General features: G+C 66.4%; 29 protein-coding genes and 1 tRNA gene. 8 read left to right on the forward strand and 22 right to left on the reverse strand.

What is annotated here, in order from left to right; translation table 11 throughout:
- Positions 1–345: 345 nt before the first annotated feature.
- The 15 genes from PSEK12I1_RS0120855 to mobA form a co-directional block, all read right to left on the reverse strand.
- On the reverse strand, positions 346–2,136 hold the full coding sequence (locus PSEK12I1_RS0120855; RefSeq protein ID WP_027602806.1) for a DUF927 domain-containing protein: 1,791 nt from the start codon (positions 2,134–2,136) through the stop codon (positions 346–348).
- On the reverse strand, positions 2,133–3,140 hold the full coding sequence (locus tag PSEK12I1_RS0120860) for a toprim domain-containing protein (RefSeq protein ID WP_027602807.1): 1,008 nt from the start codon (positions 3,138–3,140) through the stop codon (positions 2,133–2,135). The genes PSEK12I1_RS0120855 and PSEK12I1_RS0120860 overlap by 4 nt, the downstream gene beginning before the upstream one ends.
- Positions 3,133–3,411: a hypothetical protein gene (locus PSEK12I1_RS0120865; RefSeq protein ID WP_027602808.1), complete on the reverse strand. Its 279-nt coding sequence runs from the start codon at positions 3,409–3,411 to the stop codon at positions 3,133–3,135. The genes PSEK12I1_RS0120860 and PSEK12I1_RS0120865 overlap by 8 nt, the downstream gene beginning before the upstream one ends.
- Positions 3,404–3,661 (reverse strand): hypothetical protein, encoded by a 258-nt coding sequence (locus tag PSEK12I1_RS0120870; protein ID WP_027602809.1) that lies wholly within the window; start codon positions 3,659–3,661, stop codon positions 3,404–3,406. Before PSEK12I1_RS0120870 ends, PSEK12I1_RS0120865 begins: the two co-directional genes overlap by 8 nt.
- Entirely contained in the window at positions 3,654–3,920 is a 267-nt protein-coding gene (locus PSEK12I1_RS24025) for a hypothetical protein (RefSeq protein ID WP_037007235.1), read from the reverse strand. Before PSEK12I1_RS24025 ends, PSEK12I1_RS0120870 begins: the two co-directional genes overlap by 8 nt.
- A 518-nt stretch (positions 3,921–4,438) precedes the next feature.
- Positions 4,439–4,708: a hypothetical protein gene (locus tag PSEK12I1_RS0120880; RefSeq protein ID WP_027602810.1), complete on the reverse strand. Its 270-nt coding sequence runs from the start codon at positions 4,706–4,708 to the stop codon at positions 4,439–4,441.
- 32 nt (positions 4,709–4,740) lie between these two features.
- Complete coding sequence (locus PSEK12I1_RS0120885) at positions 4,741–4,992, reverse strand: AlpA family transcriptional regulator (protein WP_028700272.1); 252 nt, start codon at positions 4,990–4,992, stop codon at positions 4,741–4,743.
- Positions 4,989–5,243: an AlpA family transcriptional regulator gene (locus PSEK12I1_RS0120890; RefSeq protein ID WP_231500967.1), complete on the reverse strand. Its 255-nt coding sequence runs from the start codon at positions 5,241–5,243 to the stop codon at positions 4,989–4,991. The genes PSEK12I1_RS0120885 and PSEK12I1_RS0120890 overlap by 4 nt, the downstream gene beginning before the upstream one ends.
- Positions 5,240–5,560, reverse strand: coding sequence for an ogr/Delta-like zinc finger family protein (locus PSEK12I1_RS24475; RefSeq protein ID WP_081737452.1), 321 nt, complete (start codon positions 5,558–5,560; stop codon positions 5,240–5,242). The genes PSEK12I1_RS0120890 and PSEK12I1_RS24475 overlap by 4 nt, the downstream gene beginning before the upstream one ends.
- 134 nt (positions 5,561–5,694) lie before the next feature.
- Entirely contained in the window at positions 5,695–5,907 is a 213-nt protein-coding gene (locus PSEK12I1_RS0120900) for a helix-turn-helix domain-containing protein (protein WP_027602814.1), read from the reverse strand.
- Between the two features lie 93 nt (positions 5,908–6,000).
- Complete coding sequence (locus tag PSEK12I1_RS0120905; RefSeq protein ID WP_027602815.1) at positions 6,001–6,927, reverse strand: hypothetical protein; 927 nt, start codon at positions 6,925–6,927, stop codon at positions 6,001–6,003.
- Positions 6,928–6,932: 5 nt separating this feature from the next.
- The gene (locus tag PSEK12I1_RS0120910; RefSeq protein WP_027602816.1) at positions 6,933–8,168 is read right to left on the reverse strand and encodes a tyrosine-type recombinase/integrase; all 1,236 of its coding nucleotides are present in this window, start codon (positions 8,166–8,168) and stop codon (positions 6,933–6,935) included.
- A 166-nt stretch (positions 8,169–8,334) separates the two neighbouring features.
- Positions 8,335–8,411 (reverse strand) — tRNA-Pro (locus PSEK12I1_RS0120915).
- Positions 8,412–8,487: 76 nt separating this feature from the next.
- Complete coding sequence (locus PSEK12I1_RS0120920; RefSeq protein WP_007162865.1) at positions 8,488–8,709, reverse strand: YgdI/YgdR family lipoprotein; 222 nt, start codon at positions 8,707–8,709, stop codon at positions 8,488–8,490.
- 109 nt (positions 8,710–8,818) lie between these two features.
- Positions 8,819–9,394 (reverse strand): molybdenum cofactor guanylyltransferase MobA, encoded by a 576-nt coding sequence (mobA, locus tag PSEK12I1_RS0120925; RefSeq protein ID WP_027602817.1) that lies wholly within the window; start codon positions 9,392–9,394, stop codon positions 8,819–8,821.
- Positions 9,395–9,598: 204 nt separating this feature from the next.
- On the opposite strand from mobA, the gene PSEK12I1_RS0120930 reads away from it, so the two are divergent.
- The 5 genes from PSEK12I1_RS0120930 to PSEK12I1_RS0120950 all read left to right on the forward strand — a co-directional run bounded on the left by PSEK12I1_RS0120930 (position 9,599) and on the right by PSEK12I1_RS0120950 (position 13,675).
- Positions 9,599–10,090, forward strand: a complete 492-nt coding sequence (locus tag PSEK12I1_RS0120930; RefSeq protein WP_027597574.1) for a hypothetical protein — start codon at positions 9,599–9,601, stop codon at positions 10,088–10,090.
- 231 nt (positions 10,091–10,321) lie between these two features.
- Positions 10,322–10,861, forward strand: a complete 540-nt coding sequence (gene moaB / locus PSEK12I1_RS0120935) for a molybdenum cofactor biosynthesis protein B (RefSeq protein WP_007162868.1) — start codon at positions 10,322–10,324, stop codon at positions 10,859–10,861.
- The gene (glp, locus tag PSEK12I1_RS0120940; protein WP_027602818.1) at positions 10,858–12,054 is read left to right on the forward strand and encodes a gephyrin-like molybdotransferase Glp; all 1,197 of its coding nucleotides are present in this window, start codon (positions 10,858–10,860) and stop codon (positions 12,052–12,054) included. Before moaB ends, glp begins: the two co-directional genes overlap by 4 nt.
- A 126-nt stretch (positions 12,055–12,180) precedes the next feature.
- The gene (gene yegS, locus PSEK12I1_RS0120945; protein WP_007162870.1) at positions 12,181–13,125 is read left to right on the forward strand and encodes a lipid kinase YegS; all 945 of its coding nucleotides are present in this window, start codon (positions 12,181–12,183) and stop codon (positions 13,123–13,125) included.
- A 22-nt stretch (positions 13,126–13,147) separates the two neighbouring features.
- A complete protein-coding gene (locus PSEK12I1_RS0120950; RefSeq protein ID WP_027602819.1) occupies positions 13,148–13,675 on the forward strand; it encodes a sterol desaturase family protein in 528 nt (175 codons plus the stop codon).
- 40 nt (positions 13,676–13,715) lie between these two features.
- On the opposite strand, the gene PSEK12I1_RS0120955 is transcribed toward PSEK12I1_RS0120950, so the two are convergent.
- The 6 genes from PSEK12I1_RS0120955 to fni all read right to left on the reverse strand — a co-directional run bounded on the left by PSEK12I1_RS0120955 (position 13,716) and on the right by fni (position 20,353).
- Positions 13,716–14,249, reverse strand: a complete 534-nt coding sequence (locus tag PSEK12I1_RS0120955; protein ID WP_007162872.1) for a gluconate 2-dehydrogenase subunit 3 family protein — start codon at positions 14,247–14,249, stop codon at positions 13,716–13,718.
- Between the two features lie 172 nt (positions 14,250–14,421).
- Entirely contained in the window at positions 14,422–15,357 is a 936-nt protein-coding gene (locus PSEK12I1_RS0120960; RefSeq protein ID WP_027602820.1) for a phytoene/squalene synthase family protein, read from the reverse strand.
- A 2-nt stretch (positions 15,358–15,359) separates the two neighbouring features.
- Positions 15,360–16,856, reverse strand: a complete 1,497-nt coding sequence (locus PSEK12I1_RS0120965; protein WP_007162874.1) for a phytoene desaturase — start codon at positions 16,854–16,856, stop codon at positions 15,360–15,362.
- On the reverse strand, positions 16,853–18,046 hold the full coding sequence (crtY, locus tag PSEK12I1_RS0120970; RefSeq protein WP_155951347.1) for a lycopene beta-cyclase CrtY: 1,194 nt from the start codon (positions 18,044–18,046) through the stop codon (positions 16,853–16,855). Before crtY ends, PSEK12I1_RS0120965 begins: the two co-directional genes overlap by 4 nt.
- The gene (locus PSEK12I1_RS0120975; protein WP_027602822.1) at positions 18,009–19,304 is read right to left on the reverse strand and encodes a glycosyltransferase; all 1,296 of its coding nucleotides are present in this window, start codon (positions 19,302–19,304) and stop codon (positions 18,009–18,011) included. The genes crtY and PSEK12I1_RS0120975 overlap by 38 nt, the downstream gene beginning before the upstream one ends.
- Positions 19,304–20,353, reverse strand: a complete 1,050-nt coding sequence (gene fni / locus PSEK12I1_RS0120980; protein ID WP_027602823.1) for a type 2 isopentenyl-diphosphate Delta-isomerase — start codon at positions 20,351–20,353, stop codon at positions 19,304–19,306. The genes PSEK12I1_RS0120975 and fni overlap by 1 nt, the downstream gene beginning before the upstream one ends.
- A gap of 135 nt (positions 20,354–20,488) precedes the next feature.
- Between fni and PSEK12I1_RS0120985 the strand changes: the two genes are divergently transcribed.
- Both PSEK12I1_RS0120985 and PSEK12I1_RS0120990 read left to right on the forward strand, forming a co-directional pair.
- Positions 20,489–21,370, forward strand: a complete 882-nt coding sequence (locus PSEK12I1_RS0120985) for a polyprenyl synthetase family protein (RefSeq protein WP_027602824.1) — start codon at positions 20,489–20,491, stop codon at positions 21,368–21,370.
- Between the two features lie 67 nt (positions 21,371–21,437).
- Positions 21,438–21,662, forward strand: coding sequence for a hypothetical protein (locus PSEK12I1_RS0120990; protein ID WP_027602825.1), 225 nt, complete (start codon positions 21,438–21,440; stop codon positions 21,660–21,662).
- Between the two features lie 18 nt (positions 21,663–21,680).
- Here the strand turns inward: PSEK12I1_RS0120990 and pdeM are convergent, their stop codons facing one another.
- Positions 21,681–22,340: a ligase-associated DNA damage response endonuclease PdeM gene (gene pdeM, locus PSEK12I1_RS0120995; RefSeq protein WP_007162880.1), complete on the reverse strand. Its 660-nt coding sequence runs from the start codon at positions 22,338–22,340 to the stop codon at positions 21,681–21,683.
- Between the two features lie 390 nt (positions 22,341–22,730).
- Between pdeM and PSEK12I1_RS0121000 the strand changes: the two genes are divergently transcribed.
- Positions 22,731–22,994: a YeaC family protein gene (locus tag PSEK12I1_RS0121000; RefSeq protein WP_007162881.1), complete on the forward strand. Its 264-nt coding sequence runs from the start codon at positions 22,731–22,733 to the stop codon at positions 22,992–22,994.
- The last annotated feature ends 41 nt before the right edge of the window (positions 22,995–23,035 follow it).

Raw genomic sequence — 23,035 nt, forward strand, 5'->3', positions numbered from 1 at the left:
CCAGCCGTCGCGGTTGGGTTTGATGGATCAAGTGGGGTCAGGGGCGTCAAGCACTTTGTGCCAGAACACCCTTGTTCGTGTCTGAAAACGCAAATCGACCGGGAACGTGGGCGCGCGGACAAAACCGCTCTGGAATGCCGGTTTGAGCGCGGGGATTTGGTCCCACCCTTTTTCGAGCGGGAACAGAGGGGGGAGAAGGGCTATTACTTGAACAGAGTTGTGTTCCCACATTCCCACTCTCGTAATTCAAATGGGAACGCTGCAACCCGCGTCGTTGTTGGCCTGTTCCCACGTTCCCACTGTTCCCGCTGAAAACAGTCAGTAAGGGGTTATCTACTGAAAGATTCATGCTTGACTCTCCCCCTCGGTCTCCAGGCGCTCGGGGTCGATGACGTAGAACCGAGCATTGCCTCCGCCTGGCGTGCGATAGCGTTTCGTGCGCCGGGAGGTGCGGGCCTCTTCATCCACCTTGGCGAGCGCATTGGCCTCTACCAGGGCGCGCAGGATCCGCTCCTTACCGTAGCCGGCCGCCGCTTCGAGGAGGGCGGGCGCGTTGAACAGGTAGAGCCGGCGATCGTCGATCAGCTCGTAGAAGCCGGCCCGATCGCGCACAGTCGACGCGGCGTGCTCGGCGTGGATCCAGGAAAAGCGGCTGTCGCCGTGCAGGGCGATGAAATCGCCGATACCGCGCAGGATCTGGCGCTCCTCGGCGTTGCCATCACCCATCCTGGCGAGCCATTCGCCGAACAGCTGGCGGCAGGCGTTACCCGCCGCGCCGACCGGCCAGCCCAGCAGGCCGCGTTCCGCCGCCAATTTGCCGGCCAGGGCGAGCACGGCGAACCGATCTGCCACTCGGCCGGCCTGGGAGCTTTCCGTGCGGAAGGTGGCGCGCACCTGGCGAAAGCGCTCGAGCAAGTCTTCAGGGGTCTTGAGCAGGCTTTCCACGAACGCCGGCCCAAGGTGGCCGTAGTCCTGGCCGACGGCATCGGTCAGCAGCCGGTGGAATTCTTGGCCGGTGAGGCCGTGCACGTCGTCGAACGCCCGAAAGGGGCGAGTGCCGGCGTTGACGTCCACCATGCGCAGCTCCGCGCCAGCGTGGGCGCCGTTGCCGGCAATAGCGGCGTGCTCGGAGAGCGAGCGCTCGCCGCTGGATAGCGCCAGAACGCGCCAGGTCAGCTTGGCGCGGCCCTCGCGCTCGCGGGTCATGGTGCTCTTGCCCATGCCGTTGGCGATGGCATAGGCCATCTCCTGGACGCGCTTGGGGTCGGCCCGTTTGATCTCGTCCAGGATCAGCACCGTGTCATTGCGTGAGGCCGCCTCGATCTCGACGCCGCCCTTGGAGACATCCCAGGACGCGGCGAAGGTGCCCGGGTTGCCCCAGACTGACGCCGCGAGCAGCTGTGCCAGTGACTTGCCGCTCGAGGAATCGCCCACCAGGTGGATGCCGCCGCCGTTGATGCCCAGCTTGGCCAGCAGCGGCCCAGCCAGGGCGCAGCACACGGACAAGATCAGCACCGGATTGCCCAGGCAGTGGGGCGCGATCTGCGCTTGCCAGTTGGCCAGCGTGCCCTTGCTGGTGAAGAGGTTCACCGCCCGGCCGGAGTCCTGATAGCGCACGTTGTCGCCGCCGATCACGCGCGACGGCAGGACGAAGGCGCCAGACTCATGCCAGCCAGGCTTGGTGGTGGTAGCGATGACCCGGGCCGGGGCGTGGTAGCTGGCCAAGTACGGCGCGACGTGGCGGCGATGGTGGTATTCGATGGCCAGCCCCTGGCGCATGAGCGCCTTGAGCACCTCATCCGCCTTGCCGGCCAAGGCCTCCATCGGCATGACCCACTCAATGCGCTTACCGCGATAGCGGAAGCTGAGCAGGCGGCCAATGCTGCCGTCCTCGGTGTTCACCGTCTCGGCGTCGACGTGTAGTGGCGAGCAAATCCAGTAGTCAAAGGGCACCGGCTTGTCTTCCGGGCCGGTGTGCTTCACCCCGTGGTACCAGGTGCCTTCGCGGAATTGCTTGCCCTCCTTGAAGACGGGGCGGTCGTAGACGGCAAAGCACGGCCGGTCGAGGGTGTCGCGGTCCGGTGCCTTGGGTTCGCCGACCAGGCTCAGGCCGCTTTTCGCTTCGGGCGTGCTCATGCCGGCACCTCCCAGCGTCCGCTCTGCCAGAGGTGCAGGTCGTTGAAGTCGGACAGCTCGGCCGGACCGTCATACGGCCAATCGGGGAAGACAACCAGGGCTTCCGCCGCGGCTGCCGCTCGGTTCGCCGCGGCGCGGCCGGGATTGCCCAAGGTTAGGCGGTCGTCGTCGCCGGCGATCACCAGCTCGACGCGGCGGCCGAAGCGCTCGCGCATGGCCAGGGCCACCGGTTTGAGGTTGCCGGCGTTGAGTGCGCAGACCACCGGCGCGCCGGTGTGATGGTGCAGGGTTGCGCCGGTGGCCCAGCCCTCGCAGATGTACAGCCGGGCGCCGTCCTGGACCTTGCCCAGCGGGCAGTAGCAGCCCTGCACACGACCGCCGGCCAGGAAGCGCTTATTGCCCTGGCCATCGATGATTTGCAGGTTGACAAGGCGCCCGCCCAGGACCAGGGGCACGGCGAGCCGGCCGTGCGAGATCTGGCGCAGTCCGAACGGTTCCACCTGCTTCGCCTGCAGGTAGGTGTGCAGCCGATCCACCGGCTTGCCGTGCTGCCAGAGCAAGGCCGCCTGACGCGCCGCAGCGGCCTGCTTGTCCTGCAGCTGGGCCTCCGCGTCTCGCTGTTGCTGCTCGAGCCGCTGGCGGGTGGCCAGGGCGTCGGCCGAGGGTTGGCCATCCCCCCTGGCGAGCGCTTCGAACAGTCCCAGGCCGAGGCGTTGATCGATCTCCCGCGCCGCGTCGCCCTGGCGGCAGCCGCGCAGGTAGGCCAGCAGCGACACCAGGTCGCCGCCGTGGGCGTCGCTGTCGGCGAAGTCGTTCCACTTGCCGCTGTCCAGGGAGACGCCAAAGGATCCCGCCTGACGGTCGCCGCGAGCAGCATTGGGCGCGACCCATTCACGGCCCTGGCGGCTGCCTTTCGGCAGCCACTCAGGAAGCAGGGTGGTGGCGTTGGCCAGGGCGTGGAGCGCGGCCTGGCGGATGAGGTCGGGGATGCGGCTCTCAGACATTGGCCACCCCCTCGCGCACAGCAGCGGTACGGGCGGCGCGGTACAGGTCCGAGGCGTCGGCCAGCAGCACGCGGACCGCCTCGGCGACGTTGAGCAAGTCCTGACTGGCGGCGTCCTTCATGCTCATGCAGGTCAGGCTGTCGACCAGGCCATAGGCCGCGTTCAGGCGCACATCGGCGCACTCGGACAAGGCAGCAAAGGGTTGGCTGCTGTCGAGCAGCAGCACCGGGTTGTGGCTGGGGTTGACCCTCAACGGAATCAGCTCACTCATGGCCGGCCTCCGTCTGCACCATGGCCAAGAGAAGGCGCAGCAGCGAGAGCGGCACCTGCCGGATCTGGAGCTGGCCGTCTTGCTCGGCGGCGTGGACCTCGGCGCGCAGCTGTTCAGCAACGCCCGGTTGATGATTGAGGGCGTCGACGGCATCGAGCATCGCCTCGAGGGCAGGGCGCGAAGGCGACTGGCCGGCCGGGTTGGCCAATTCGGTCAGCAGCTGGTGGAGAGCACCGATGGAGTCAGCCATGGCGCACCTCCAGGACGGCGGTGGCCACCGTGGCGACGGCGGTAGGCGTGGCAGGAGAAATGGAGAGGGTGGTGTCGGTGACAGCGGCAGCCGGCGCGAGAGCGGCCTCGAGGGCGCGAGCGCGCTGCATGTGGTGGTTGTAACGGGCGAGACGGGTGGAAAGACTGGAATTTGCGTGCAGGGCAGCTAAGGCCATGGCCTTGTGTGCGGCGACGCGGATGCAACGGGGGGACGGATTGAGAGCGTGCGAACGCTTCATGCGGGGAGCTCCTATGTGTGAGGAGCTGCCACCAATCGTCGCCAAACGATTTAGGGTGGCAGCTGTACGCGGGTTGGCGAACCGGACACATAGGAACCCGGCAGGGCCGAAGCCCTCCCACGCACAGCTGCCATAAAGCGACTCTGCGGGCACAAAAAAAGCGCCTGCAAGTCGTTGGGCGCTGTTGCGCCTATGTGTCTTGTTCGGGTCGCCAAACCCGGTCACGGATTTTGCCGCGACGCTACGACTATAGGCGGTCTTCGGAAGGCTTGGCAAGGCTTGAGCGTGCTCTGCCTGTAACAGGCCGTGCTGCACCGCAGCGCCTGCCACGCGGGCCGAACCGCTGAAAATGCCCAGCGCTGTGGTAGCCTTGCGGGTGCGGATTGATTGGTTCTGGGCCCTGGCAGCGTTGGCGCGCTTGCCGGGGCTTTGTCTTTTCTGAGACATGCAAAACTCCTCTCCGCCGAGCAAGCCCGGCGGCGTATGCGTATGGATTCAGGAAGGGAAGCGGGGGCGAATCAGCAGTCGGTCAGGATGACCGGGGCGTCGGTGGTCTGGCTGAAGGTCAGAGCGCCGCCCGGCAGGCCGCCGCCGGTGTGCTGGGCGCCGTTGGCAGTGCCGGACACGTTCAGCTCGATCTTGGCACCGACCCGGCTAGGGCCGAGGCTACGGAACGTAAGTTCGCCGGGCTTGCGCGCCGCGTCCAGGAGGGCGCTTTCGATGCTGGCGATGTCTTCCACGGCGAAGGTGATGGACTGGTTGTCGATGGTCAGGGTGCAGCGATTCATGGTGGATCTCCGAGGGTAGGGGACTTCTAGGCCTAGGGCGCAGCGCTGATGAGCTTTCGCTCGGCGAGGCGGTCGGCGATCCACTGATCGATCTCCGCTTCCAGCCACGCCACGCTGCTCCGGCCGATGGGGACCGGCTCCGGGAAGGTGCCGGCACGAATGTCGGCATAGATCGCAGCCCGGCTTTTGCCGGTCTTGAGTTCCACCTCGCGGCGCCGCAGCAGGCGATTGCCCAGGTTGATGCGCTCGATGGGGCGGAATGCGCTCTGTGCCGGCTTACTCATGCACGTTGCTCCCTGGCAGCGATGCGACCTTCAATCCAGGCCTGCACCTCGCCCAGGACGAAGCCGACAGGAGCGTTACGGGCGGTGCTGTCGCTGAGCTTGACCGGCTTGGGGAAGGTCGGATCGGTCTTCATCAGGCGATGCGCCGTGGTGCGGGAAAGGCAGGTCAAGGCGAGCAGCTCGGGCATACGCACGAACCGGAGCGATTCCTGGCTGAGGCTGACAGGTTGTTTGCTGGAGTTCGTGCTCACGCTGCACCTCCCTCTACCTGGCCGGAGCGAGCCGCTTCGGCATCCTGCTCGAGCTCGTCCAGTGCTGCTCGGCGAAGGGCGCTCGGCGCATAGGGAAGGGTGACATCAGGATTCGGCTGACTGGATGGGCTCAGGCGATGGGTGATCTCGTCGATGCCCAGGAAGGTCGCGCCGCAGACCGGGTTCCGACAGATGAGGAAGGTGCGCGACAGAAGCGGGTGCTTGCTCGTCGAGCTGCGTTTCACCAGGGAGGCACCGCAGTCGGGGCACCGGCGCCGCGGCGTGTTGTTTCGGGTGGATTTGGGAGTGTTGGTCATGGGAGGCACGCCTTGGATTCTGGACGTGCCAAGCTTCCCTTGGACTGCTGAGGAACGATATGCGGCGGATTTGTAGCGAGCGCTGCCACAAGTAGTCAGAGGGGAGAGCTCGGTTTGCCAGGGGCTGGAGAGGGTCATTCGGCACCTCCCTGGCGGCGAGACTCCAGCCAGCGGGCGACGTCCTGCTCGCGATAGCGCACCAGGCGCCCGACCTTGAGGAACGGCAGGTCATGGCGACCGGTACTGCGCCAGGTGGCCAGCGTGCGAAGGGAGACGCCCAGCGCCTGAGCTGCGCGACGGGGCGTCCAGAGGTCAGCGCAATGCGCTGTAGGTGAGGGATGGTGCATCTTCGTCTCCGTAATGCGTTCTCGATGACGGAGCGAAGGGTGCTGGATTGCGATGTATGGTCGGCGCTTTTTCCGAATTCCGAATTCGGAAACTCAGGGTTGCAGGTGCTTGAGCGCTGCGCTCAGCGTTTTGCTGAAGCCGTCGTCTTTCAGGTCGTAGTTGTGATCAGCGGCCACGCTGGCAAGCTCTTTCGCTATGGTTGAGCAGTTGGGTCTGCCGCCACACGAGAGCCCTCTCTTGCGATTTCCCGCATTCTCGAGCTGATCGAGCTTATCTCCCAGTTCTGCAATCAGATGCGCAGCGAAGCCAATCGTTCTGAGCAGCGGTTCCGGCCTTTTGGGCGCGGCGCTTCTGTCTGGCCTCACGTTGCTCGCTTCTGGACCGCGAGAATCTGGATACGCCATCCACGGTACGGGGCTGTGGATGAAGGGGGTTCCCTCCGAGACGTCCTGGTCCGGTGCCTTAAGAAGGTTCAAGTTGCAAAGGCAAGGAGGGAGTTGCGGTTTATCGGGTAACGTTGCTGCCAACTGCTCCAAGTCACTGAGATGGATGAAGAAGTCATATAGCCCTTCCTTTAGGCTGACAGCTTTACCGTTATCATCAACTCTATAGCAGCCGCCCGCAATTATCGTCCCACTATCCAGCGGATTGATTTGAATTGTGATGCCAATAGGCTGTTTGTGTCCTGCTTTGCAGTTTTTGGCGAAAATCTGATAATGGGTAATCGGCACTGGCCCCTCAAAATGAACAAGGTACTCTGATTGTTCAAGCAGTACCGGTACCGGTGACTCAATGTAGCGCTCAAAGAAGGGAGGAAGCTTCTTCATCCTCTCTTCGTCAAAGACGATGCTGAATACGCCGAGGTCTGCGTCATCAGTAGGCCAATAGTGTGCGCGTACTATATTGTTGGTCGCAGCTCTATCAATAGCGTCCACATCGAACTTTCTTCCGGTCTTATCAGAGAGGTAGGCGGCTGCCTCGGAGTAGTTGAGCCACTCTTTGAATTCATAAGACGACATTGAAATTATCCTTTGGCTTGAAAGTCGATTGTGACGACGTTGCCTTTTTCAAGTTTGTCCAAATGATCTGCATACCACTGCATCATCACTCGTCGCTGATCGAGATAGATGGCCTTGTTGTAAACGTCCGCTACGCCCTGCTCGGCATGAGCAAGTTGCGCTTCTACATGCTCACGAGGAAACCCATGCTCACGCAGGGTCGTCGAGGCGATGTGGCGGAAGCCGTGACCCGTCTGCCTGCCTTCGTAACCCATGCGTCTGAGCGCCATGTTGAAGGCCATGTTGCTTCGGGGCTTCTTGCGATCGTTGCGTCCTGGGAAGAGCAATGGATAGTGCCCATTCAGCTCCTGGATGCCCTTGAGCAGCTCGAGCGCCTGGCGAGACAAAGGCACTAGGTGATCGCGGCGCTTCTTCATGCGACCGGCCGGAATGTTCCAGATGGCTGCCTCCAGGTCGAACTCCGCCCAAGGTGCCTCCCGCAGTTCGCTCGGCCGTACCCCCGTCAGCATCAGCAGCTTCAGGCCGAGGCGGATGTCATGTGCGTGGGGATAGGCGCTCATCGCGCGTAAGAGGTCCGGCAGCTCTTGTTGGGAGACGTGAGCATAGTTCTCGGCCGGCTTGGTCTGGAGGAATCTGTGCAGCCCTTCGAGCGGGTTGTGCGTGGCCCGCCCGGTGACCCTGGCAAGGTCGTAGATCTCCTTGCAGAAGCGGCGCACGTTGCCCATCTGGTCGATGATGCCCTTGCGCTCCATTCCCCTGAGAAACTCCATCCACTCGATGGGCATGATGTCGGTGAAGGGGCGCGGGCCGAAGGCCGGGAAAACATGCAGCTCGAGGGCGCCGATGATTCGTCGGGCGGTGCCATCCTCCCAGCGCGGCTTGCGTGCGTCGTACCACTCGCGAGCCAGCTTCTCGAAGGTGTTGGTCGCGGCCAGCGCCTCGGCGGCCTTACGCTCACGTTTGGTCACCATAGGGCTTTTGCCGCTGGCGGCCTCGGCTTTCAACTCGGCGGCCTTGGCACGGGCGGTGGCACCGGTCACGGCCGGGTAGGCGCCCAAGCCGAGCCAGGACCATTTGCCGTCTGGCTTCTTGTAGCGAAGCTCCCAGCTTTTCTGGCCGTTGGGTTTGACGCGGAAGTAGAGGCCGTTGCCATCCTGCTCGCGGTAGACAGTGGCTTCAGGCTCGAGGCTGGCGAGGGTGGTATCGGAGAGGGGGCGACGCTTGATGTCCTGGCGCTTCATCCTTGTATGCCCTTGGTTCGAATTTTACCGCGGCATACACATCGGCATACACGGTGCGGTGGAATGACCAGAGACTACATGGAACCACCAGAAACAACAAAGCCCGCACTGGGCGGGCTTTTGAGGCTGTTTTCGGTACCACTTGGGGCAACCAGAAACAAGGTAATGGTCGGAGCGACTGGATTCGAACCAGCGACCTTCTCGTCCCGAACGAGACGCGCTACCAAACTGCGCTACGCTCCGTGATGGATGGCGCGCATTCTACCTAAAACTCATGCAAGCACAAGGGGTTAGGTAAAAAAATCGCGCCGGGCTGGAATCAGAGCTCCTTGATGGTGCGAACCTGGTCCTTGTTGATGCGGGTCGGCTTGCCGTCGAGCTGCTTGAAGGTATAGAAGCCCGAGTCGTCATCGTACTTCGGCGTGTCGGTGGCCTGGATCTCGCGACCATCGTTGAGGGTGATGACGCTAGGCGTGGAGCAGCCGGCGAGCAGGGCGCTGGCAGCGACCAGCAAGGCGGCGGGGAGCAGGTGCTTGTTCATGTGACGGTCTCCTTTCTTGGCAACCAAGCGGGCTTAGGACCGCGGGGGCAGGGCCGAGTTCGTCCGGGAACCGGTGGGTCACGCCCTCTGGCCTAGTGGATCGCCGCGTTCAGACCGCGCTTTCCAGCGCCGCGGGATCGTTGAAGTTGGCCAGGCGGATATCGTCTTCGGCGAAGTCCACCGCGGTCAGGCCAAGGGGCAGCAGGGCGCCACGCGGACTGCGCTCGCCATCCGCCCAGGCCTGGCGCAGGGCCGGCAGCAGGCGTCGGGGCAGGGCGCTGAACAGCGGTTGCCAGAAGCCACTCTGGCGCGCCATCACCGGGCCCGCGCTCGCCTGGGCCGCCGTGAGCAGTTGCAGGGCGAGGGCGGTATCGATCCGCGGTGCATCGCAGGGCAGCAGCAGCACCCAGTCATGCCGCGCCACGGCGAGGCCGGCGAGGATGCCGGCCAGGGGGCCGGGAAAGTCCGGTTGGTCATCGGCCACCAGCTGATCGGCCCACTGGGCATAGCGCGGCGCATTGCGGTTGCAGGAGATCACCAGGTCATCGGTCAGTGGCCTTACCGCGGCCTGCACCTGGGCCACCAGGGGCTGGCCGCGCCATTCCACCAGTCCCTTGTCGCGTCCGCCCATGCGCTGGCCGCGACCGCCGGCGAGGATCAGGATGGAAGCGGGCAGAAGGGACATACAGCGGACCTCGGCTTTTGGACGTGGGGAGCGGGCGTTCATCCTAGCCCGGTTTCGCCGCTGGCGGTCGGCTGGAGCAGGGTTGGTCCGGGCGCAACGGCTGGGCTAGACTCGGGCGCGTCCCGTGCAAAGGGGCGTGCTAGACACCTTTGATCCCTGCCGTGCGGTGGCGGGGAGTCCCTGCCCAGAAGGAGTTTGGAAACGATGAAAACGATGTTGCTCCCTGCGTTGGCCCTGGCCGCCTTGCCCGCCTTTGGCGCGGGCGGCGGTGAACCTCCCTCGGTCAAGGTCACCTTTGGCCAGCCGACCATCCGCCAGAAGCTGTTCTACGAAAAGCTCTACGAGAAGAAGCCCTATCCCGACGCCACCCTCTATTACTACAGCAACGGCGTCTACAAGATCATCTCGCCCGGCGAGGAGCACTACGGCGTCTACGTGGTGCACGGCAAGCTGACCGACGACCAGTACCAGGTGGATTTCATCTCCCTGCCGTCCGCGGACTGGGGTGGCAAGACGGCCCGGCATTTTCTCAAGTTCGATCGGAAGGCCGGCACCTTCACCCAGCAGGCGACCTGGGAGGAGGACCCGAATATCGCGCCCCAGTACGGCCGCTTCAGCCAGGATGCCAACGATATCGCCGATCCGCGTCCCATTAAATGGGAGACCCATGCCGAAGGCGAACAACGCCAGCGCTAGGCGTGGCCAGGCGCCCTCTCGGTTGAAGGGGCGCCGGCTTTTCCTCTAGGCTGTGACGATGCAGCCTTTTCGGACCTTCCCCGCGATCCTGGCCCACAGTGCCCCTGACTGTCGACGCGGCCACCTCCCGGTCGCTGCCAGTCCGGCGCTCACCCCCTCCGGGAAACCCGCGGCCCGTCCGGCGGTCTTCCGCTGCACCCTTTCTTTCGCACACTTCGGAAACCCAAGCAGATGAGCCACAAAGCCGAGGCGGTTTTCGTACCGCTGAACATCGCCGTCCTGACGGTCAGCGATACCCGCACCTTCGAGACCGACACCTCGGGTCAGCTGTTCGTCGACCGCCTGGAGGCCGCCGGCCATTTCCTCGCCGACCGCGTGCTGCTCAAGGATGACCTCTACCGGATCCGCGCCCAGGTCGCCCACTGGATCGCCGAAGACCAGGTGCAGGTGGTGCTGATCACCGGCGGCACCGGCTTCACCGGTCGCGACAGCACCCCGGAAGCCGTGGCCTGCCTGCTGGACAAGCAGGTGGATGGCTTTGGTGAACTGTTCCGCCAGATCTCCGTGGCCGACATCGGCACCTCCACCGTGCAGTCCCGCGCCCTGGCCGGCCTGGCCAACGGCACCCTGGTCTGCTGCCTGCCGGGTTCGACCAATGCCTGCCGCACCGCCTGGGACGGCATCCTCGCCGAGCAGCTGGACAATCGTCATCGCCCCTGCAACTTCGTGCCGCACCTCAAGCAGGCCGAACCCTGCGGGCCACGCGGATGAGCCTGCTGTCGCTGGAAGAGGCTCTGGCGCGACTGTTGGCCCTGGCGGCCGAAGACGGTCCCTTGCCCCTGGAGCAGGTCGCCCTGGAAGACGCCGACGGGCGCATCCTGGCCGCGCCCCTGGTAGCCGACCTGGATCTGCCGCCCTGGGACAACAGCGCCATGGACGGCTACGCCCTGCGCCTGGACGACTGGCAGGGCGAACCGCTGCGGGTCTCCCAGCGCATCTTCGCCGGCCAGGCACCGGCCCCGCTAGAGCCGGGAACCTGCGCCCGCATCTTTACCGGTGCGCCGGTGCCGGCGGGTGCCGACTGCGTGGAAATGCAGGAAAACACCGAGGTGCTGGACGATGGCCGGGTGCGCTTCGTCGAGCAACTGCGGCTGGGCCGCAACATCCGGCGCCGCGGCAACGAGGTCAAGGTGGGTGACGAGGTCCTGTCGGCCGGCACCGCCCTGGGTCCTGCGGAGCTGGGCGTCGCCGCCTCCCTCGGCCGGGCCCAGCTGACTGTCTTTCGGCGCCTCAGGGTCGCGGTGCTGTCCACCGGCGATGAACTGGTGGCGCCCGGCCAGCCGCTCGGACCGGGGCAGATCTACAACAGCAATCGTGCTCTGCTGATCAGCTGGTTGCGGCGGCTGGGTTGTGAGGTGTCGGACCAGGGCATCCTGCCCGACGATCTCGCCGAGACGCGCCGGCGGCTGGGCGCGCTGCAGGCCGATCTGATCCTTTCCACCGGCGGTGTCTCGGTGGGCGAAGCCGACTACCTGGGCCAGGCCCTGCGCGAGGAGGGCGAGCTGACCCTGTGGAAGCTGGCGCTCAAGCCGGGCAAGCCGCTGACCTGTGGGCGCTTCCGCGGGATCCCGCTGATCGGCCTGCCGGGCAATCCCGCCTCGACCCTGGTGACCTTCGGTCTGCTGGCGCGGCCCTATCTACTACGCCGGGCCGGCAAGATCGACGTGGCACCCCTGAGCGTCGAGGTGCCGGCCGGCTTCGACTGGCCGCGTGCCGGTGCCCGCCGCGAATACCAGCGGGCGCGCCTGGAGAATGGCCGGGCGGTACCCCATCGCAACCAGGGCTCCAATGTGCTGCAGACGGCGGCCTGGGCCCATGGCCTGGTGGAGATCCGCGAGGACCGCACCTTCGCCGTGGGTGACCCGGTGCGCTTCATTCCACTCGCGGAATTGCTCAAGGCCTAGCCAACCGGCGGTCAGGACTGAACGTGGCCGTTGGGCCACAGTCCTAGTCTCCAGATTCGCTCGCCGGGCGCTACCCGGTACCTGACGCGGCATCTCGCCGCGCAGCGCCAACCTTGGACGACAGACATGACGACGACAGGCACCCTGGCTGACGCAGCCCTGGTCATTCTCAATGGCAAGGAAACCGGTAACGAGGACGTTCGGGAGGCCATTCTCGAACGGCGTGCCGCTGGTCATCGCATCGATGTGCGGGTGACCTGGGAAGAAGACGATGCCGCGCGCTTCGTCGAGCAGGCGACCCGCGAAGGCTACGGCACCCTGGTCGCGGCCGGCGGCGACGGCACCCTGCGGGCGGTGGCCGAGGCCATGGCGCAGAACCACAGCCAGGCCCGTCTCGGCCTGCTGCCCCTGGGGACCGCCAACGATTTCGCCCGCGCGGCGGGTGTGCCGGTGGAGCCTGCCGCGGCCCTGGCCCTGCTGGACGGTCCGACCAGCGCCATCGATCTGGTCGAGGCGGAGGGTCAGCTGTTCCTCAACATGGCCACCGGCGGCTTCGGCTCCCAGGTCACCGCCAACACCCCGGGTGAACTCAAGCGTCTGCTGGGCGGCGCGGCCTACTTCCTCACCGGCCTGACCCGCTTCGCCGAGGTGCATTCGGCCCATGGCCGTTTCCGCGGTCCCGGTTTCGAATGGGAAGGCGAATTCCTCGCCCTGGGCATCGGCAACGGTCGCCAAGCTGGCGGCGGTCATGTGCTCTGTCCCACCGCCGTGGTCAACGATGGTCTACTGGACGTGGGTATCCTGCCGGCGTCCCAGGACGTGCTCGGCACCCTGGGCGAATTCCTCAGCAAGGGCTTCAGCACCGAGGAGATGTTCATCCGCGCGCGGCTGCCCTGGGTGGAGCTGGAAGCCGCCGAAGGCCTGGACATGAACCTCGATGGCGAACCGGTCAAGCGAGACCGGGTGAGATTCGAGGTGCGTCCGGGTATCCTGCAGGTCTGTCTACCGGTGGATTCGCCCCTGCTGGGCGAGACCGCCGGCACCCTGGCCGAGCCGGCGGCGACGTCCTGAGCAGGCGCCTGCGGAGGTAACGTTGGAGCTACTGATCAATGCGGGAATCGTGCTGGCCACCGTGGCCGGCATGGAAGCCTTCGCCTGGTGGTCGCACAAGTACATCATGCATGGCTGGGGTTGGGGCTGGCATGAATCCCACCACCGCCCGCGTACCGGCTGGTTCGAGAAGAACGATCTCTATGCGGTGGTCTTCGCTGGCCTCGCGATCCTGCTGATCGCCTTGGGCAATGCCGGCTACTGGCGCCTGCAGTGGATCGGCGCCGGCATGACCCTCTATGGCCTGCTGTACTTCATCGCCCACGACGGCCTGGTGCATCAGCGCTGGCCGTTCCGCTACATCCCGCGCAGCGGCTATCTGAAGCGGCTCTATCAGGCGCATCGCATGCACCATGCGGTGGATGGCAAGGACGGCTGCGTGTCCTTCGGTTTCCTGTTGGCGCCCACCACCCAGCAACTAAAGCAGCAGCTGCGCGAGATACACGGCGGCGCTCTGGATTCCTCGCGCGAGCGCAAGGCGCGGGATCAGGTGCAGGAAGGTGCGGATTAGGCGGGAGAGGGGAGCGCCTCCGAGGAGGCGCTAAGCGGGGTCAGGCGACGGCAGGGGTGTCGTCGTAGGCGGCGAACAGGGAGTGGGCGTACTGACTGCGTTCGCTTTCGTTGCGCAGCAGATCGATGAATTCCTTGGCGGGCGGATTCAGGGTACCCGCTTCGGCGGCGGTGACCACCTGGGCCTGTTCACCGGCCGCCAGTTCGGCGAAACCGGCACCCAGACGCTCGGTGCAATAGCTGTCCACCACGGCCAGACCGTCACGCAGCAGATCGCGCAGGTTGGCGCCCTGCTGGACCTGCGCCTGCTCGTCGAAGGGATCGACGATGTTGGAGCGGTCGCCATGGGCGTAGGGGGTCAGCATGTGGCGATCGATGAACTCGGGCAGCCGGGCATCGGCCTGCTCGCTGTCGGCCTGCAGGTGAGCGCAAAGGGCGACCAGGGTGCGCCACTGGGTGGCGTTGAAGAATTCGGGCTTGTAACCGGACTGCGCGTTAGCGGAAAGGCCAAGGGCAAGTAGTGACGAGGAGGCAGCGAAGCGATCGTGTGAAACAGCCGTTTCCGTCTTGTGCATGTGCAAATCCCATACTCGTAGGCTGACTACCGGATGCAGCGCTCTGGCTCAGGCATCCATCCATCCGCGGCCCACCAGGGGTCGCTTTAATCCGACCCGTTTATCGCATAAAAGTTTGCAGGTGGGCAGCCCCAAGATGCGCACAAATGTGACCGAAGCGCGATCGCGGGCGTCAGCGCCGCGGCCGGGTCCAGAGCTCGCTCGCGCGTGGCTCGTCGCGCTGGTGGCGGGACAGCATGGCGCGGGCGGCGCCGCGGCAGACCAGGCGCAGCTTGTCGGCGGTGCTGGTGCTGACCCGCTGATCCCAGGCATGGGCGCCCAGGTGCAGCACCTGCACGCCGATCTCGCGATAGACGCCGCGGGCGGTGGCGATGGCCCAGGCCGAACGCAGGGGCAGGGCGGCCAGGCCCTGGCGTGCCGAGTCGTAGTAGGGCTCGGCCAGGCGCACCAGACGCTCGGCCAGCTGGGCGACGGCTTCACGATGGCGCGGCGCGGCCAGTTCGTCCGCCGGCACCCCGAGTTCGTCGAGCCATAGCCGCGGCAGATAGACGCGGCCGATGCGGGCGTCCTCGACGATGTCGCGGGCGATGTTGGTGAGCTGGAAGGCCATGCCCAGGTCGCAGGCACGATCCAGGGTCTCCTCGTCTTCGGCGCCCATGATGCGCGCCATCATCACCCCGACCACCCCGGCGACGTGATAGCAGTACTCCAGGGTGTCTTCCAGTTCCACATAGACGCGCTCCTCGACGTCCATGCGAAAGCCGGCCAGGTGATCCAGCGGCAGCGCAAGGGGAATGCCGTGGCGCCTGACCACGCGCTGGAAGGCGGCGAAGGCCGGATCCTGCAGCGGCTCCTCGCCGTAGGCGGCGCGGGTCAGGCGTTCCAGCTCGGCCAGGCGTTCCTGTCCGGCGCGACGATCGCCCTCGACCTGGCCATGGCCCAGTTCCTGGCCATCGATGACGTCGTCGCAGTGGCGACACCAGGCATAGAGCAGCACCGCGCTCTCGCGGGTTTCGGGGGCGAACAGCTTGGCGGCCGCGGCAAAGCTCTTGGAACCGACGGCGATGCTCTGCTCGGCGTGGTCGACGACGTCAGGGGTGGCTGGCATGGCTAACCGTGCTCCTCGAGGATGACGCTGGCGGTGGCCTTGGCCGAGCCGACCACGCCCGGAACGCCGGCCCCGGGATGGGTGCCCGCGCCGACCAGGTAGAGGTTGGGAATGACACTATCGCGATTGTGCGGCCGGAACCAGGCGCTCTGGGTGAGGATGGGCTCCAGGGAAAAGGCCGAGCCGACATGGGCATTGAGCTCCTGGCGGAAATCGGCCGGGGTGAAGATGCGCGAGGTGACCAGGTTGGCCCTCAGGCCGGGCATGTAGCGCTCTTCCAGGTAGGCGAAGATCTTGTCTCTCAGGAGCGGGCCTTCCACGCTCCAGTCGACGTCGGCATTGCCCAGGTGCGGCACCGGCGCCAGCACGTAGTGGGAACTGTGGCCGGGCGGTGCCAGCGACGGATCGGTGACGCAGGGCGAGTGCAGGTAGAGCGAGAAGTCGTCCGGCACGCCCGGGCCCTTGAACAGTTCGTCGATCAGGCCACGATAGCGCTGGCCGAAGCAGACCATGTGGTGTTCGAGACCCACCGGCGGCTGGCTCAGGCCGAAATGGATGACGAACAGCGACATGCTGTGTCTCTTGCGCTTGAGGCGATTGCCCTCGACCACGCCATGGGTGTGGTGGCCAAGCAGCTTGCGATAGGTGTGCACCACGTCGGCGTTGGAGGCCACCAGATCGGCCGCGAGCTGGCTGCCGTCGGCCAGGCAAACGCCGGTGGCGCGATTGCCTTCGGTGAGGATGCGTTCCACCGGCGCGTTCAGCCGCACCTCGCCGCCAAGGTCGGTAAAGAGCTTCAGCAGGCCGAGCACCAGCTGGTGGGTACCGCCCTTGGCGAACCAGACGCCCCACTTGCGTTCCAGCGCATGGATCAGCGCATAGATCGAGGAGGTGGCGAAGGGGTTGCCGCCCACCAGCAGGGTATGGAAAGACAGCGTCTGGCGCAGCTTCTCGCTCTTCACGAAGCGCGACACCTGGGTGTAGACGCTGCGCCAGGCGCTGAGCTGGGCCAGCTTGGGACCGGCGGCGAGCATGTCGCCGACCTTGAGGAAGGGCTTGGCGCCGAGGCGGATGTAGCCTTCTTCGAAGACCGCCTGGGAATAGGCCAGGAAGCGCTGGTAGCCGGCGACGTCGTCCGGTTCCAGGGCGCGGATCTGCTCGTCCAGCCGGGCCTGGTCGTTGACGTAGTCGAAGCGGGTGCCGTCTTCCCAGCACAGCTGGTAGAAGGGGCTGACCGGCAGCAGCTCCACATAGTCGCGCATCTGTCGACCGCTGAGGGTGAACAGCTCCTCCAGGGCCGAGGGATCGGTGATGACGGTCGGACCGGCGTCGAAGGTGAAGCCCGCGTCCTCGTAGACGTAGGCACGACCGCCGGGCTTGTCGCGGCCCTCGATGAGGGTGGTGGCGATGCCGGCCGACTGCAGACGGATCGCCAGGGCGATACCGCCAAAGCCGGCGCCGATGACGATGGCCCGCTTGGGCGCGTTACCTTGGGTCATGGTGCTTCCTTGAACTGAGGAGGACGAGCCAGCGCGGCATCCAGGGCCGGTTTCAGCGGCACCGGCGGTTTGCCGGAAAGGATGCGCAGCCGATCGAAGGCGGTGAGGCGGCCGGCGTAGAAGCGCTGGATCAGCGGTTCTCCGAGGCCGTAGAACCTTTCCATGACGCGCACCCGGTGCTCGGGGCGGCCGGCGAGAAAGAGCATGCGATTGAGCAGGCGGAAGAAGCCCTGGCCCTGCCAGCGGCCCTGGGCGTACTGCCGCAGGCCGTCGCGCAGCACGGCGCTGGAGGTGAAGGGCTGGGCGGCCAGGTGCTCCGCCAGGCGTACCGCTTCGGGCAGCGAATAGCCGGTGGTGGGGTGGAACAGCCCGGCGGCCAGGCCAATGGGGGCGCCGGCGGTGACGTTGTCCCAGTAGCGGTCCAGATCGCCGCCCAGGGTGATGGGCAGCACGCCCTGTTCCTCGCGCAGTACCTCGGCGATCTCCCAGCCCTGCTGCCCGGCATAGTCGGCCAGGTGCTGGCGCAGGCGCTCGACCGGCAGGCTCTCGCCATCGGCGTAGTAGGTGTCCTCGATCAGCAGCCGATCGGGGGCCAGTGGCAGGCTGTAGACGAAGCGATAGCCGTCCAGCTGATCGACGGTGGCGTCCATCACGATGGGTTCGGCCAGGCCATGGGGCCGCGTGAGACGCACCTCCTGGCCGAGAAATTTCTGATAGCCGAGCCAGAGCGCCGGATCGGGCCGCGGTCCGCGGGCATCGATCACCGCGCCGGCGGCTAGGGTGTAGCCATCGGCGAAGACCACGCCATCGTCCTGCAGGCGCAGCACGTGGCGCCCCAGCAGCAGGCGCTCGGCGGGCAGGCGCGCGCTCAATACCTCATGGAAGCGCTCGGCGCTGATGCTGGCGTAGCCGCTGCCGAGTTGCCGCTGGCGCTGGGGGAAACGCACCTCGTAGCCCGGCCAGCGATGGGCGACCAGCGGATCGATCCAGGCATGCTGCGGCGCGGTGAGATCCGGCTCGTGGAAGGACCAGGTGTGGTTGCCGCCCAGGCGCGGACCGGCTTCCACCAGGCGCCAGTCCAGCTCCGGACGCGTTTCGGCCAGGCGCAGGGCGAGCAGGCCGCCGGCCAGGCCGCCGCCGACGATCAGCAGGTCAGGACGCACGTTCGAGTCCTCGCCGGGCCAGGCCATCCACCAGGCGAGCGGCCGTGGCGACGCCGCCTGCCGCTCTGGCGATGGGCACGAAGCGTTCGGCCGCCTGGCGATAGCTGGGGTCGGCCAGCACGGCGCCCAGGGCCTGGGTCAGGCGGGCCTTGCTGGCCAGCCGCGGTGCCAGGCAGATGCCGGCGCCGACCCGCTCCAGGCGCCGGGCGATGCCCGGCTGGTCGAACACCATGGGCAGGGCGAGCATGGGCTTGCCGGCCGCCAGGGCGTCCAGCACGGTATTGAAGCCGCCGTGGGTGATGACCGCATCGGCGCGGGCAATGGCCGCTTCCTGGGGCGCGAAGTCGGTGACCCAGGTGGCGCCGTCGTCGAGCAGGCGGCGCTCGCCGCTGGCATCCAGGCGCCCGCAGTGGGCGATCAGCACCTGGATGCCCAGCTGGCGACAGGCCTGGGCGATGCGGCGGAACAGCGGCAGCCGGCCACCCTGCAGGGTGCCGAAGGAGGCAAAGACGAAGGGCCGGCGCGGATCGATCTCCAGCTCCAGCCGTTGCTCGCGTACCGCCGGCGAACGCAGCGGCCCGACTTCGTGGAAATGGGGCGGCGGGGTACGACGCGGAAAGTCGAAGCCCGGCAGGCACTGGCTCAGCTGCAGATAGGGCGAGAAGCAGTCGTCGAGGGTCCGGCGGTCGCCAAGGCCGAAGGCCTGGGCCTGGCGCTGGATGACCTTGCCCTGGCCGCGCATCATCAGGTCGAACACCTGGGTGGCGCCCTGGACGATCTGCCGCTCCCGCTCGCTGGCGGGGTAGGCGAAGGGCAGGGTGGGCAGGGGCAGATGGGGCTCGCGATTCATCGGCACGGCGCAGGCCAGGGATGCATAGGGCAGGCCCAGGTGGTCGCCGAGGAGTCCGCCGGCCGGTTCCATCTGGTCGGCGATCAGGCAGTCGACCTCGAGGTCACGCAGGGCGGCAGGGCCTTCGCGGCAGAACAGTTCGGTATTGCGCGCCATGTCGGCGATCACGCCGAAAACCGACCAGGGCTTGCTGCTGGCGGTACGGGCCAGCAGCGGCGCCAGGCTGCCGCGCGGATGACTGGTCGCGCCTATCGCCTGGAACTCGATGCCCGCCGGCAGCGCCCGGTCGCCCACCTCCACCTGGTGCAGCAGGGTGACCCGGTGGCCGAGCGCGACCAGCGCCTCGCCCAGCACCAGATGGGTGGACAGGTGGCTCGGCAGCGGCGGCGAGATCAGGGCGACATGCATGGCGGCGTCCGGTCGGGTGTCGGCCACTATGGGCACCGCAGCGATGCGGCGTCCAGCAGCTCGGCCTGGCGCAGGCCGGCCAGATTGGCCGAGCGAGTGCAGAAGCAGGCGATGCGCAGCTGTTCGATCACCACCTGGAAATGCGCGATCACCGCCTCGGTGGATTCGGTGGCGCCGGGCAGGGCCGCGGCAGCCTGACCGCCCAGGTCCGCGCCGAGGCGAATGGCCTTGGCCACGTCGATGCCATCGCGGATGCCACCGGAGGCGATCACCGTCGCCTGGGGGCAGGCAGCGCGCACCTGGCGCAAGCTCTCGGCGGTGGGGATGCCCCAGTCGGCAAAGGCGCGGGCAACGGCGCGCTGCTGGTCGTCACGGGCCCGTTCGGCTTCCACCGCCGCCCAGCTGGTGCCTCCGGCGCCGGCGACATCCAGCACCGCCACGCCAGCTTCCACCAATTGCTTGGCGACTCGGCCCGACAACCCGGCGCCGACTTCCTTGACGACGACCGGCACGGCCAGTTGTGTAACCAGATTTTCCAGAGCGAGAAGAATGCCGTGCCAGCGGCGATCGCCACCGGCCTGCACGGCTTCCTGCAGGGGATTGAGATGCACGATCAGGGCGTCTGCCTCGATCATTTCCACCGCGCGGCGGGCTTCGTCGAGGCCATAGCCGGCCACCAGCTGCGCCGCGCCGAAGTTGGCCAGCAGCGGCACGTCCGGCGCCAGACGGCGCAATTCGCCGGTGAGGCCCTGGTCGCCACCCTGCTGCAGGGCGATGCGTTGGGACCCGACTGCCAGGGCGATGCCCAGGGTCTGGGCCGCTTCGGCGAGATGGCGATTGATCAGCGCGGCCCGCTCTGGGCCGCCGGTCATGGAGCTGATCAGCAGCGGCGCGGCCAGGGGACGTTCGAACAGGCGGGTGCCGAGGTCGATCTCGTCGAGGTTCAGCTCGGGCAGGGCGCAATGCGTGAAGCGGTAGGCGTCGAAGCCCGTGGTGACGGCGCTGCGGGCCTTGTGGGGATCCAGCACGATGTCCAGATGATCGTTCTTGCGGCTTGCCAGTTCCCAATCCACCATGTCTTCTAGAGTCCGCCCTGAATGACCTTTCGTCGGTCGTTGTGGTCTGGTAGGGGACGACGGGTTCGCTTTGCGAAGACCTAATCCACCAAGGTGCGACCGTTCGTCGGTTCCACATATGGAGTATCTCGACTCATGGCGACCGTATTAGTGCCGAACGCGACAGACAATTTTGCCGCTGCGCTGCAATGGCAGCGTACCCGTATCGACGAGCGTCTGGCAGAGCTGTTACCGGCCGGCAGCGATCCGGTCGCCGAAGCGATTCGCAGTGGTGTGCTGGCACCCGGCAAGCGGCTGCGTCCGCTGCTGATGGTGCTGGCCGCCGAGGACCTGGGTCAGGCCGACGAGGCCGTCCTCGATCTGGGCTGCGCCGTGGAAATGGTGCACGCCGCCTCGCTGTTCCTCGACGACATGCCCTGCATGGACGACGCCCGCCTGCGCCGCGGGCGGCCGACCCTGCACGTCGAGTTCGGCGAGGACGTCGCCATGCTGGCTGCGGTGGCCCTGCTCAGCCACGCCCTGCGCCTGGTCGCGGGCCTCGCCGGGGTACCGGCGGAAACCCGCACCCAGATGGTCTGCCAGCTGGCCGATGCGGTCGGCACCGCCGGGCTGGTCTGCGGCCAGTACCATGACCTGCACGGCGGCCGCCAGGCACGGCCGGCCGATGCCATCGCCCTGACCAACCAGCTCAAGACCGGCGCGCTGTTCTCTGCGGCCATGGCCATGGCCGGTGCCACCCTGGTCACCACCGCCGTGCAGCGCGAGGCCTTCCACGTCTTCGCCTGCCAGCTCGGCCTGGCCTTCCAGTTGCTCGATGATCTGGACGACGGCAAGGGCCTGGGCAAGGACGCCGGCAAGGATGGCGACAAGTCCACCCTGGTCAGCCTGCTCGGCCGCGACCATGCGCAACGCCAGTTGCACGGTCACCTCAAGCAGGCCCGCGAGGCTCTGGCCCAGGCTGGTTGCGCCGACGGCGCCCTGGCCGGCCTGCTGGATATCGTCTTTCGTCCGCGTTAGGGCGAATTACTGGGGATCCGGCCCTCTAATCTCTCGATAGCCTTGTTTCCCCCTGAGGAGTCCTGAGATGTCGAAGTGGAAAATTGCTTACAGCAACGTTGATGGCAACACCTCGGTGGTCACCACCGACGCAGACCAGAAACCGGACATGGAGCGCGTCGCCCAGATCGTCCGCGACGATGCCTTGGAAGAGTACGACGACAGCGAAGTCCCCCGGGATTACGACGAACCCACGGTGGCCCTGCTGGAACGCCACGGCATCACCATCACCGGGATCACCGAAGAAGGCTGATCGCCAGGGTATCTGGCTCTAGCGCAAGGGCCAGATACCGCCATCCCCCACCACGAAGATCCGCCGCGCCGGATCGGGTGCCAGCAGGTGCCCGCCGGTGAAGTCGCCAAAGGCCGGCAGGATCAGTACCTCGTCATTTTCCAGGCAGAAGCAGGGCAGGCGCAGCGCCTGGCGCCCACGCCCCTGCAGGCGAAACGCCGGATGAATGTGGCCGGCCAGCACCGGCAGGCGCGGGTGTGGATCGGGTTCGTGCTGCAGCGACAGGCCGTCCAGCTCCAGCGGCTCGCCCACCACGTCGATGCCCAGCGCGGCCGGTGGGTCCCCGGCGCGCCGGTCATGGTTGCCACGAATCAGCAGCAGCCGCAGATGGGCCTGGTGTTCCCGCCAGCGCTCGAGGGTGTCCAGGGTCAGGGGTGCGCGGGATTCCGGAGCGTGCAGGAAGTCGCCGAGAAAGATGATTTCGCGACAGTCGTAGCGTGCCAGCAGGCTGTCGAGCCGGGCGATGTTGCCGGCCGTGGTGCCATGGGGCACCGGCTGGCCCAGAGCCCGGAAGGCGGCCGCCTTACCGAAATGGATATCGGCCACCAGCAGCGCCTGGCGCGCCGGCCAATAGATGGCCTTTTCCGCGAGCAGCCAGAGCTCGACACCGGCGAGGATGAGAGGGTGATAGGCAGGCATGGGGTCTCCAGGAAGCGCTTCCTGCTCTGATGGCGGCCAGGTGCCAGGGTTCAGACCTGTTGCAGGGTAGGCCTGCTCGGCTAGCGTTCGCTCCCTGGGTGAGGAGGTTGGGGTGAGGGCGACCCTGACCAATGCTCCAGTGGAAAAGGCCAGGCCGTTTTTCACGCTACGGGATTCGCATCCGCGTAGGTCGGGTTGAGCGCAGCGAAGCCCAACAGCCAATCCGGCATAGCCCCTGTCGGGCTTCGACCATGTAGCCGTCTCAACCCAGCCTATCGCGACGCCGGGCCGCGAGCCGAAATACAACCTATGACCACCATTGAACCAGGCCAGGTGCGCCGTCGCCTGCAGCCCGGTAAACTGGCGGTTCACTAGAGTCCGGAGCGACCCATGTCGACATCCTTCGCCCAGATGCTGGAAAACATCACCCCCGATATCTACGAAGGCCTCAAGCTGGCCGTGGAGATCGGCAAGTGGCCGGACGGCCGCAAGCTCAGTCGCGACCAGGTCGAGCTCTGTCTGCAGGCGGTGATCGCCTACGAGGCCAAGCACCTGCCCGAAGACCAGCGGACCGGCTACATGGGTCCCCAGGAGTGCGCCTCCAAGTCGGTGCCCATCGAGAACATCCTGTTCAAGTCCGACGCCATCCACTGATTGTCAGCGCCTTACCCCGACGAGGTGCCCTTCGGCGACGA

It is taken from the genome of Pseudomonas sp. MOIL14HWK12:I1 (assembly GCF_000510705.1).
In the GTDB taxonomy this organism is placed as follows: Bacteria; Pseudomonadota; Gammaproteobacteria; order Pseudomonadales; family Pseudomonadaceae; genus Chryseomonas; species Chryseomonas oryzihabitans.

Bases quoted from the DNA above. Each gene is read 5' to 3' on its own strand.
- PSEK12I1_RS0120855 (WP_027602806.1), bottom strand. From the start codon at position 2,136: ATGAGCACGCCCGAAGCGAAAAGCGGCCTGAGCCTGGTCGGCGAACCC.
- PSEK12I1_RS0120860 (WP_027602807.1), bottom strand. From the start codon at position 3,140: ATGTCTGAGAGCCGCATCCCCGACCTCATCCGCCAGGCCGCGCTCCAC.
- PSEK12I1_RS0120865 (WP_027602808.1), bottom strand. From the start codon at position 3,411: ATGAGTGAGCTGATTCCGTTGAGGGTCAACCCCAGCCACAACCCGGTG.
- PSEK12I1_RS0120870 (WP_027602809.1), bottom strand. From the start codon at position 3,661: ATGGCTGACTCCATCGGTGCTCTCCACCAGCTGCTGACCGAATTGGCC.
- PSEK12I1_RS24025 (WP_037007235.1), bottom strand. From the start codon at position 3,920: ATGAAGCGTTCGCACGCTCTCAATCCGTCCCCCCGTTGCATCCGCGTC.
- PSEK12I1_RS0120880 (WP_027602810.1), bottom strand. From the start codon at position 4,708: ATGAATCGCTGCACCCTGACCATCGACAACCAGTCCATCACCTTCGCC.
- PSEK12I1_RS0120885 (WP_028700272.1), bottom strand. From the start codon at position 4,992: ATGAGTAAGCCGGCACAGAGCGCATTCCGCCCCATCGAGCGCATCAAC.
- PSEK12I1_RS24475 (WP_081737452.1), bottom strand. From the start codon at position 5,560: ATGACCAACACTCCCAAATCCACCCGAAACAACACGCCGCGGCGCCGG.
- PSEK12I1_RS0120900 (WP_027602814.1), bottom strand. From the start codon at position 5,907: ATGCACCATCCCTCACCTACAGCGCATTGCGCTGACCTCTGGACGCCC.
- PSEK12I1_RS0120905 (WP_027602815.1), bottom strand. From the start codon at position 6,927: ATGTCGTCTTATGAATTCAAAGAGTGGCTCAACTACTCCGAGGCAGCC.
- PSEK12I1_RS0120910 (WP_027602816.1), bottom strand. From the start codon at position 8,168: ATGAAGCGCCAGGACATCAAGCGTCGCCCCCTCTCCGATACCACCCTC.
- PSEK12I1_RS0120920 (WP_007162865.1), bottom strand. From the start codon at position 8,709: ATGAACAAGCACCTGCTCCCCGCCGCCTTGCTGGTCGCTGCCAGCGCC.
- mobA (WP_027602817.1), bottom strand. From the start codon at position 9,394: ATGTCCCTTCTGCCCGCTTCCATCCTGATCCTCGCCGGCGGTCGCGGC.
- PSEK12I1_RS0120930 (WP_027597574.1), top strand. From the start codon at position 9,599: ATGAAAACGATGTTGCTCCCTGCGTTGGCCCTGGCCGCCTTGCCCGCC.
- moaB (WP_007162868.1), top strand. From the start codon at position 10,322: ATGAGCCACAAAGCCGAGGCGGTTTTCGTACCGCTGAACATCGCCGTC.
- glp (WP_027602818.1), top strand. From the start codon at position 10,858: ATGAGCCTGCTGTCGCTGGAAGAGGCTCTGGCGCGACTGTTGGCCCTG.
- yegS (WP_007162870.1), top strand. From the start codon at position 12,181: ATGACGACGACAGGCACCCTGGCTGACGCAGCCCTGGTCATTCTCAAT.
- PSEK12I1_RS0120955 (WP_007162872.1), bottom strand. From the start codon at position 14,249: ATGCACAAGACGGAAACGGCTGTTTCACACGATCGCTTCGCTGCCTCC.
- PSEK12I1_RS0120960 (WP_027602820.1), bottom strand. From the start codon at position 15,357: ATGCCAGCCACCCCTGACGTCGTCGACCACGCCGAGCAGAGCATCGCC.
- PSEK12I1_RS0120965 (WP_007162874.1), bottom strand. From the start codon at position 16,856: ATGACCCAAGGTAACGCGCCCAAGCGGGCCATCGTCATCGGCGCCGGC.
- crtY (WP_155951347.1), bottom strand. From the start codon at position 18,046: ATGGCCTGGCCCGGCGAGGACTCGAACGTGCGTCCTGACCTGCTGATC.
- fni (WP_027602823.1), bottom strand. From the start codon at position 20,353: ATGGTGGATTGGGAACTGGCAAGCCGCAAGAACGATCATCTGGACATC.
- PSEK12I1_RS0120985 (WP_027602824.1), top strand. From the start codon at position 20,489: ATGGCGACCGTATTAGTGCCGAACGCGACAGACAATTTTGCCGCTGCG.
- PSEK12I1_RS0120990 (WP_027602825.1), top strand. From the start codon at position 21,438: ATGTCGAAGTGGAAAATTGCTTACAGCAACGTTGATGGCAACACCTCG.
- pdeM (WP_007162880.1), bottom strand. From the start codon at position 22,340: ATGCCTGCCTATCACCCTCTCATCCTCGCCGGTGTCGAGCTCTGGCTG.
- PSEK12I1_RS0121000 (WP_007162881.1), top strand. From the start codon at position 22,731: ATGTCGACATCCTTCGCCCAGATGCTGGAAAACATCACCCCCGATATC.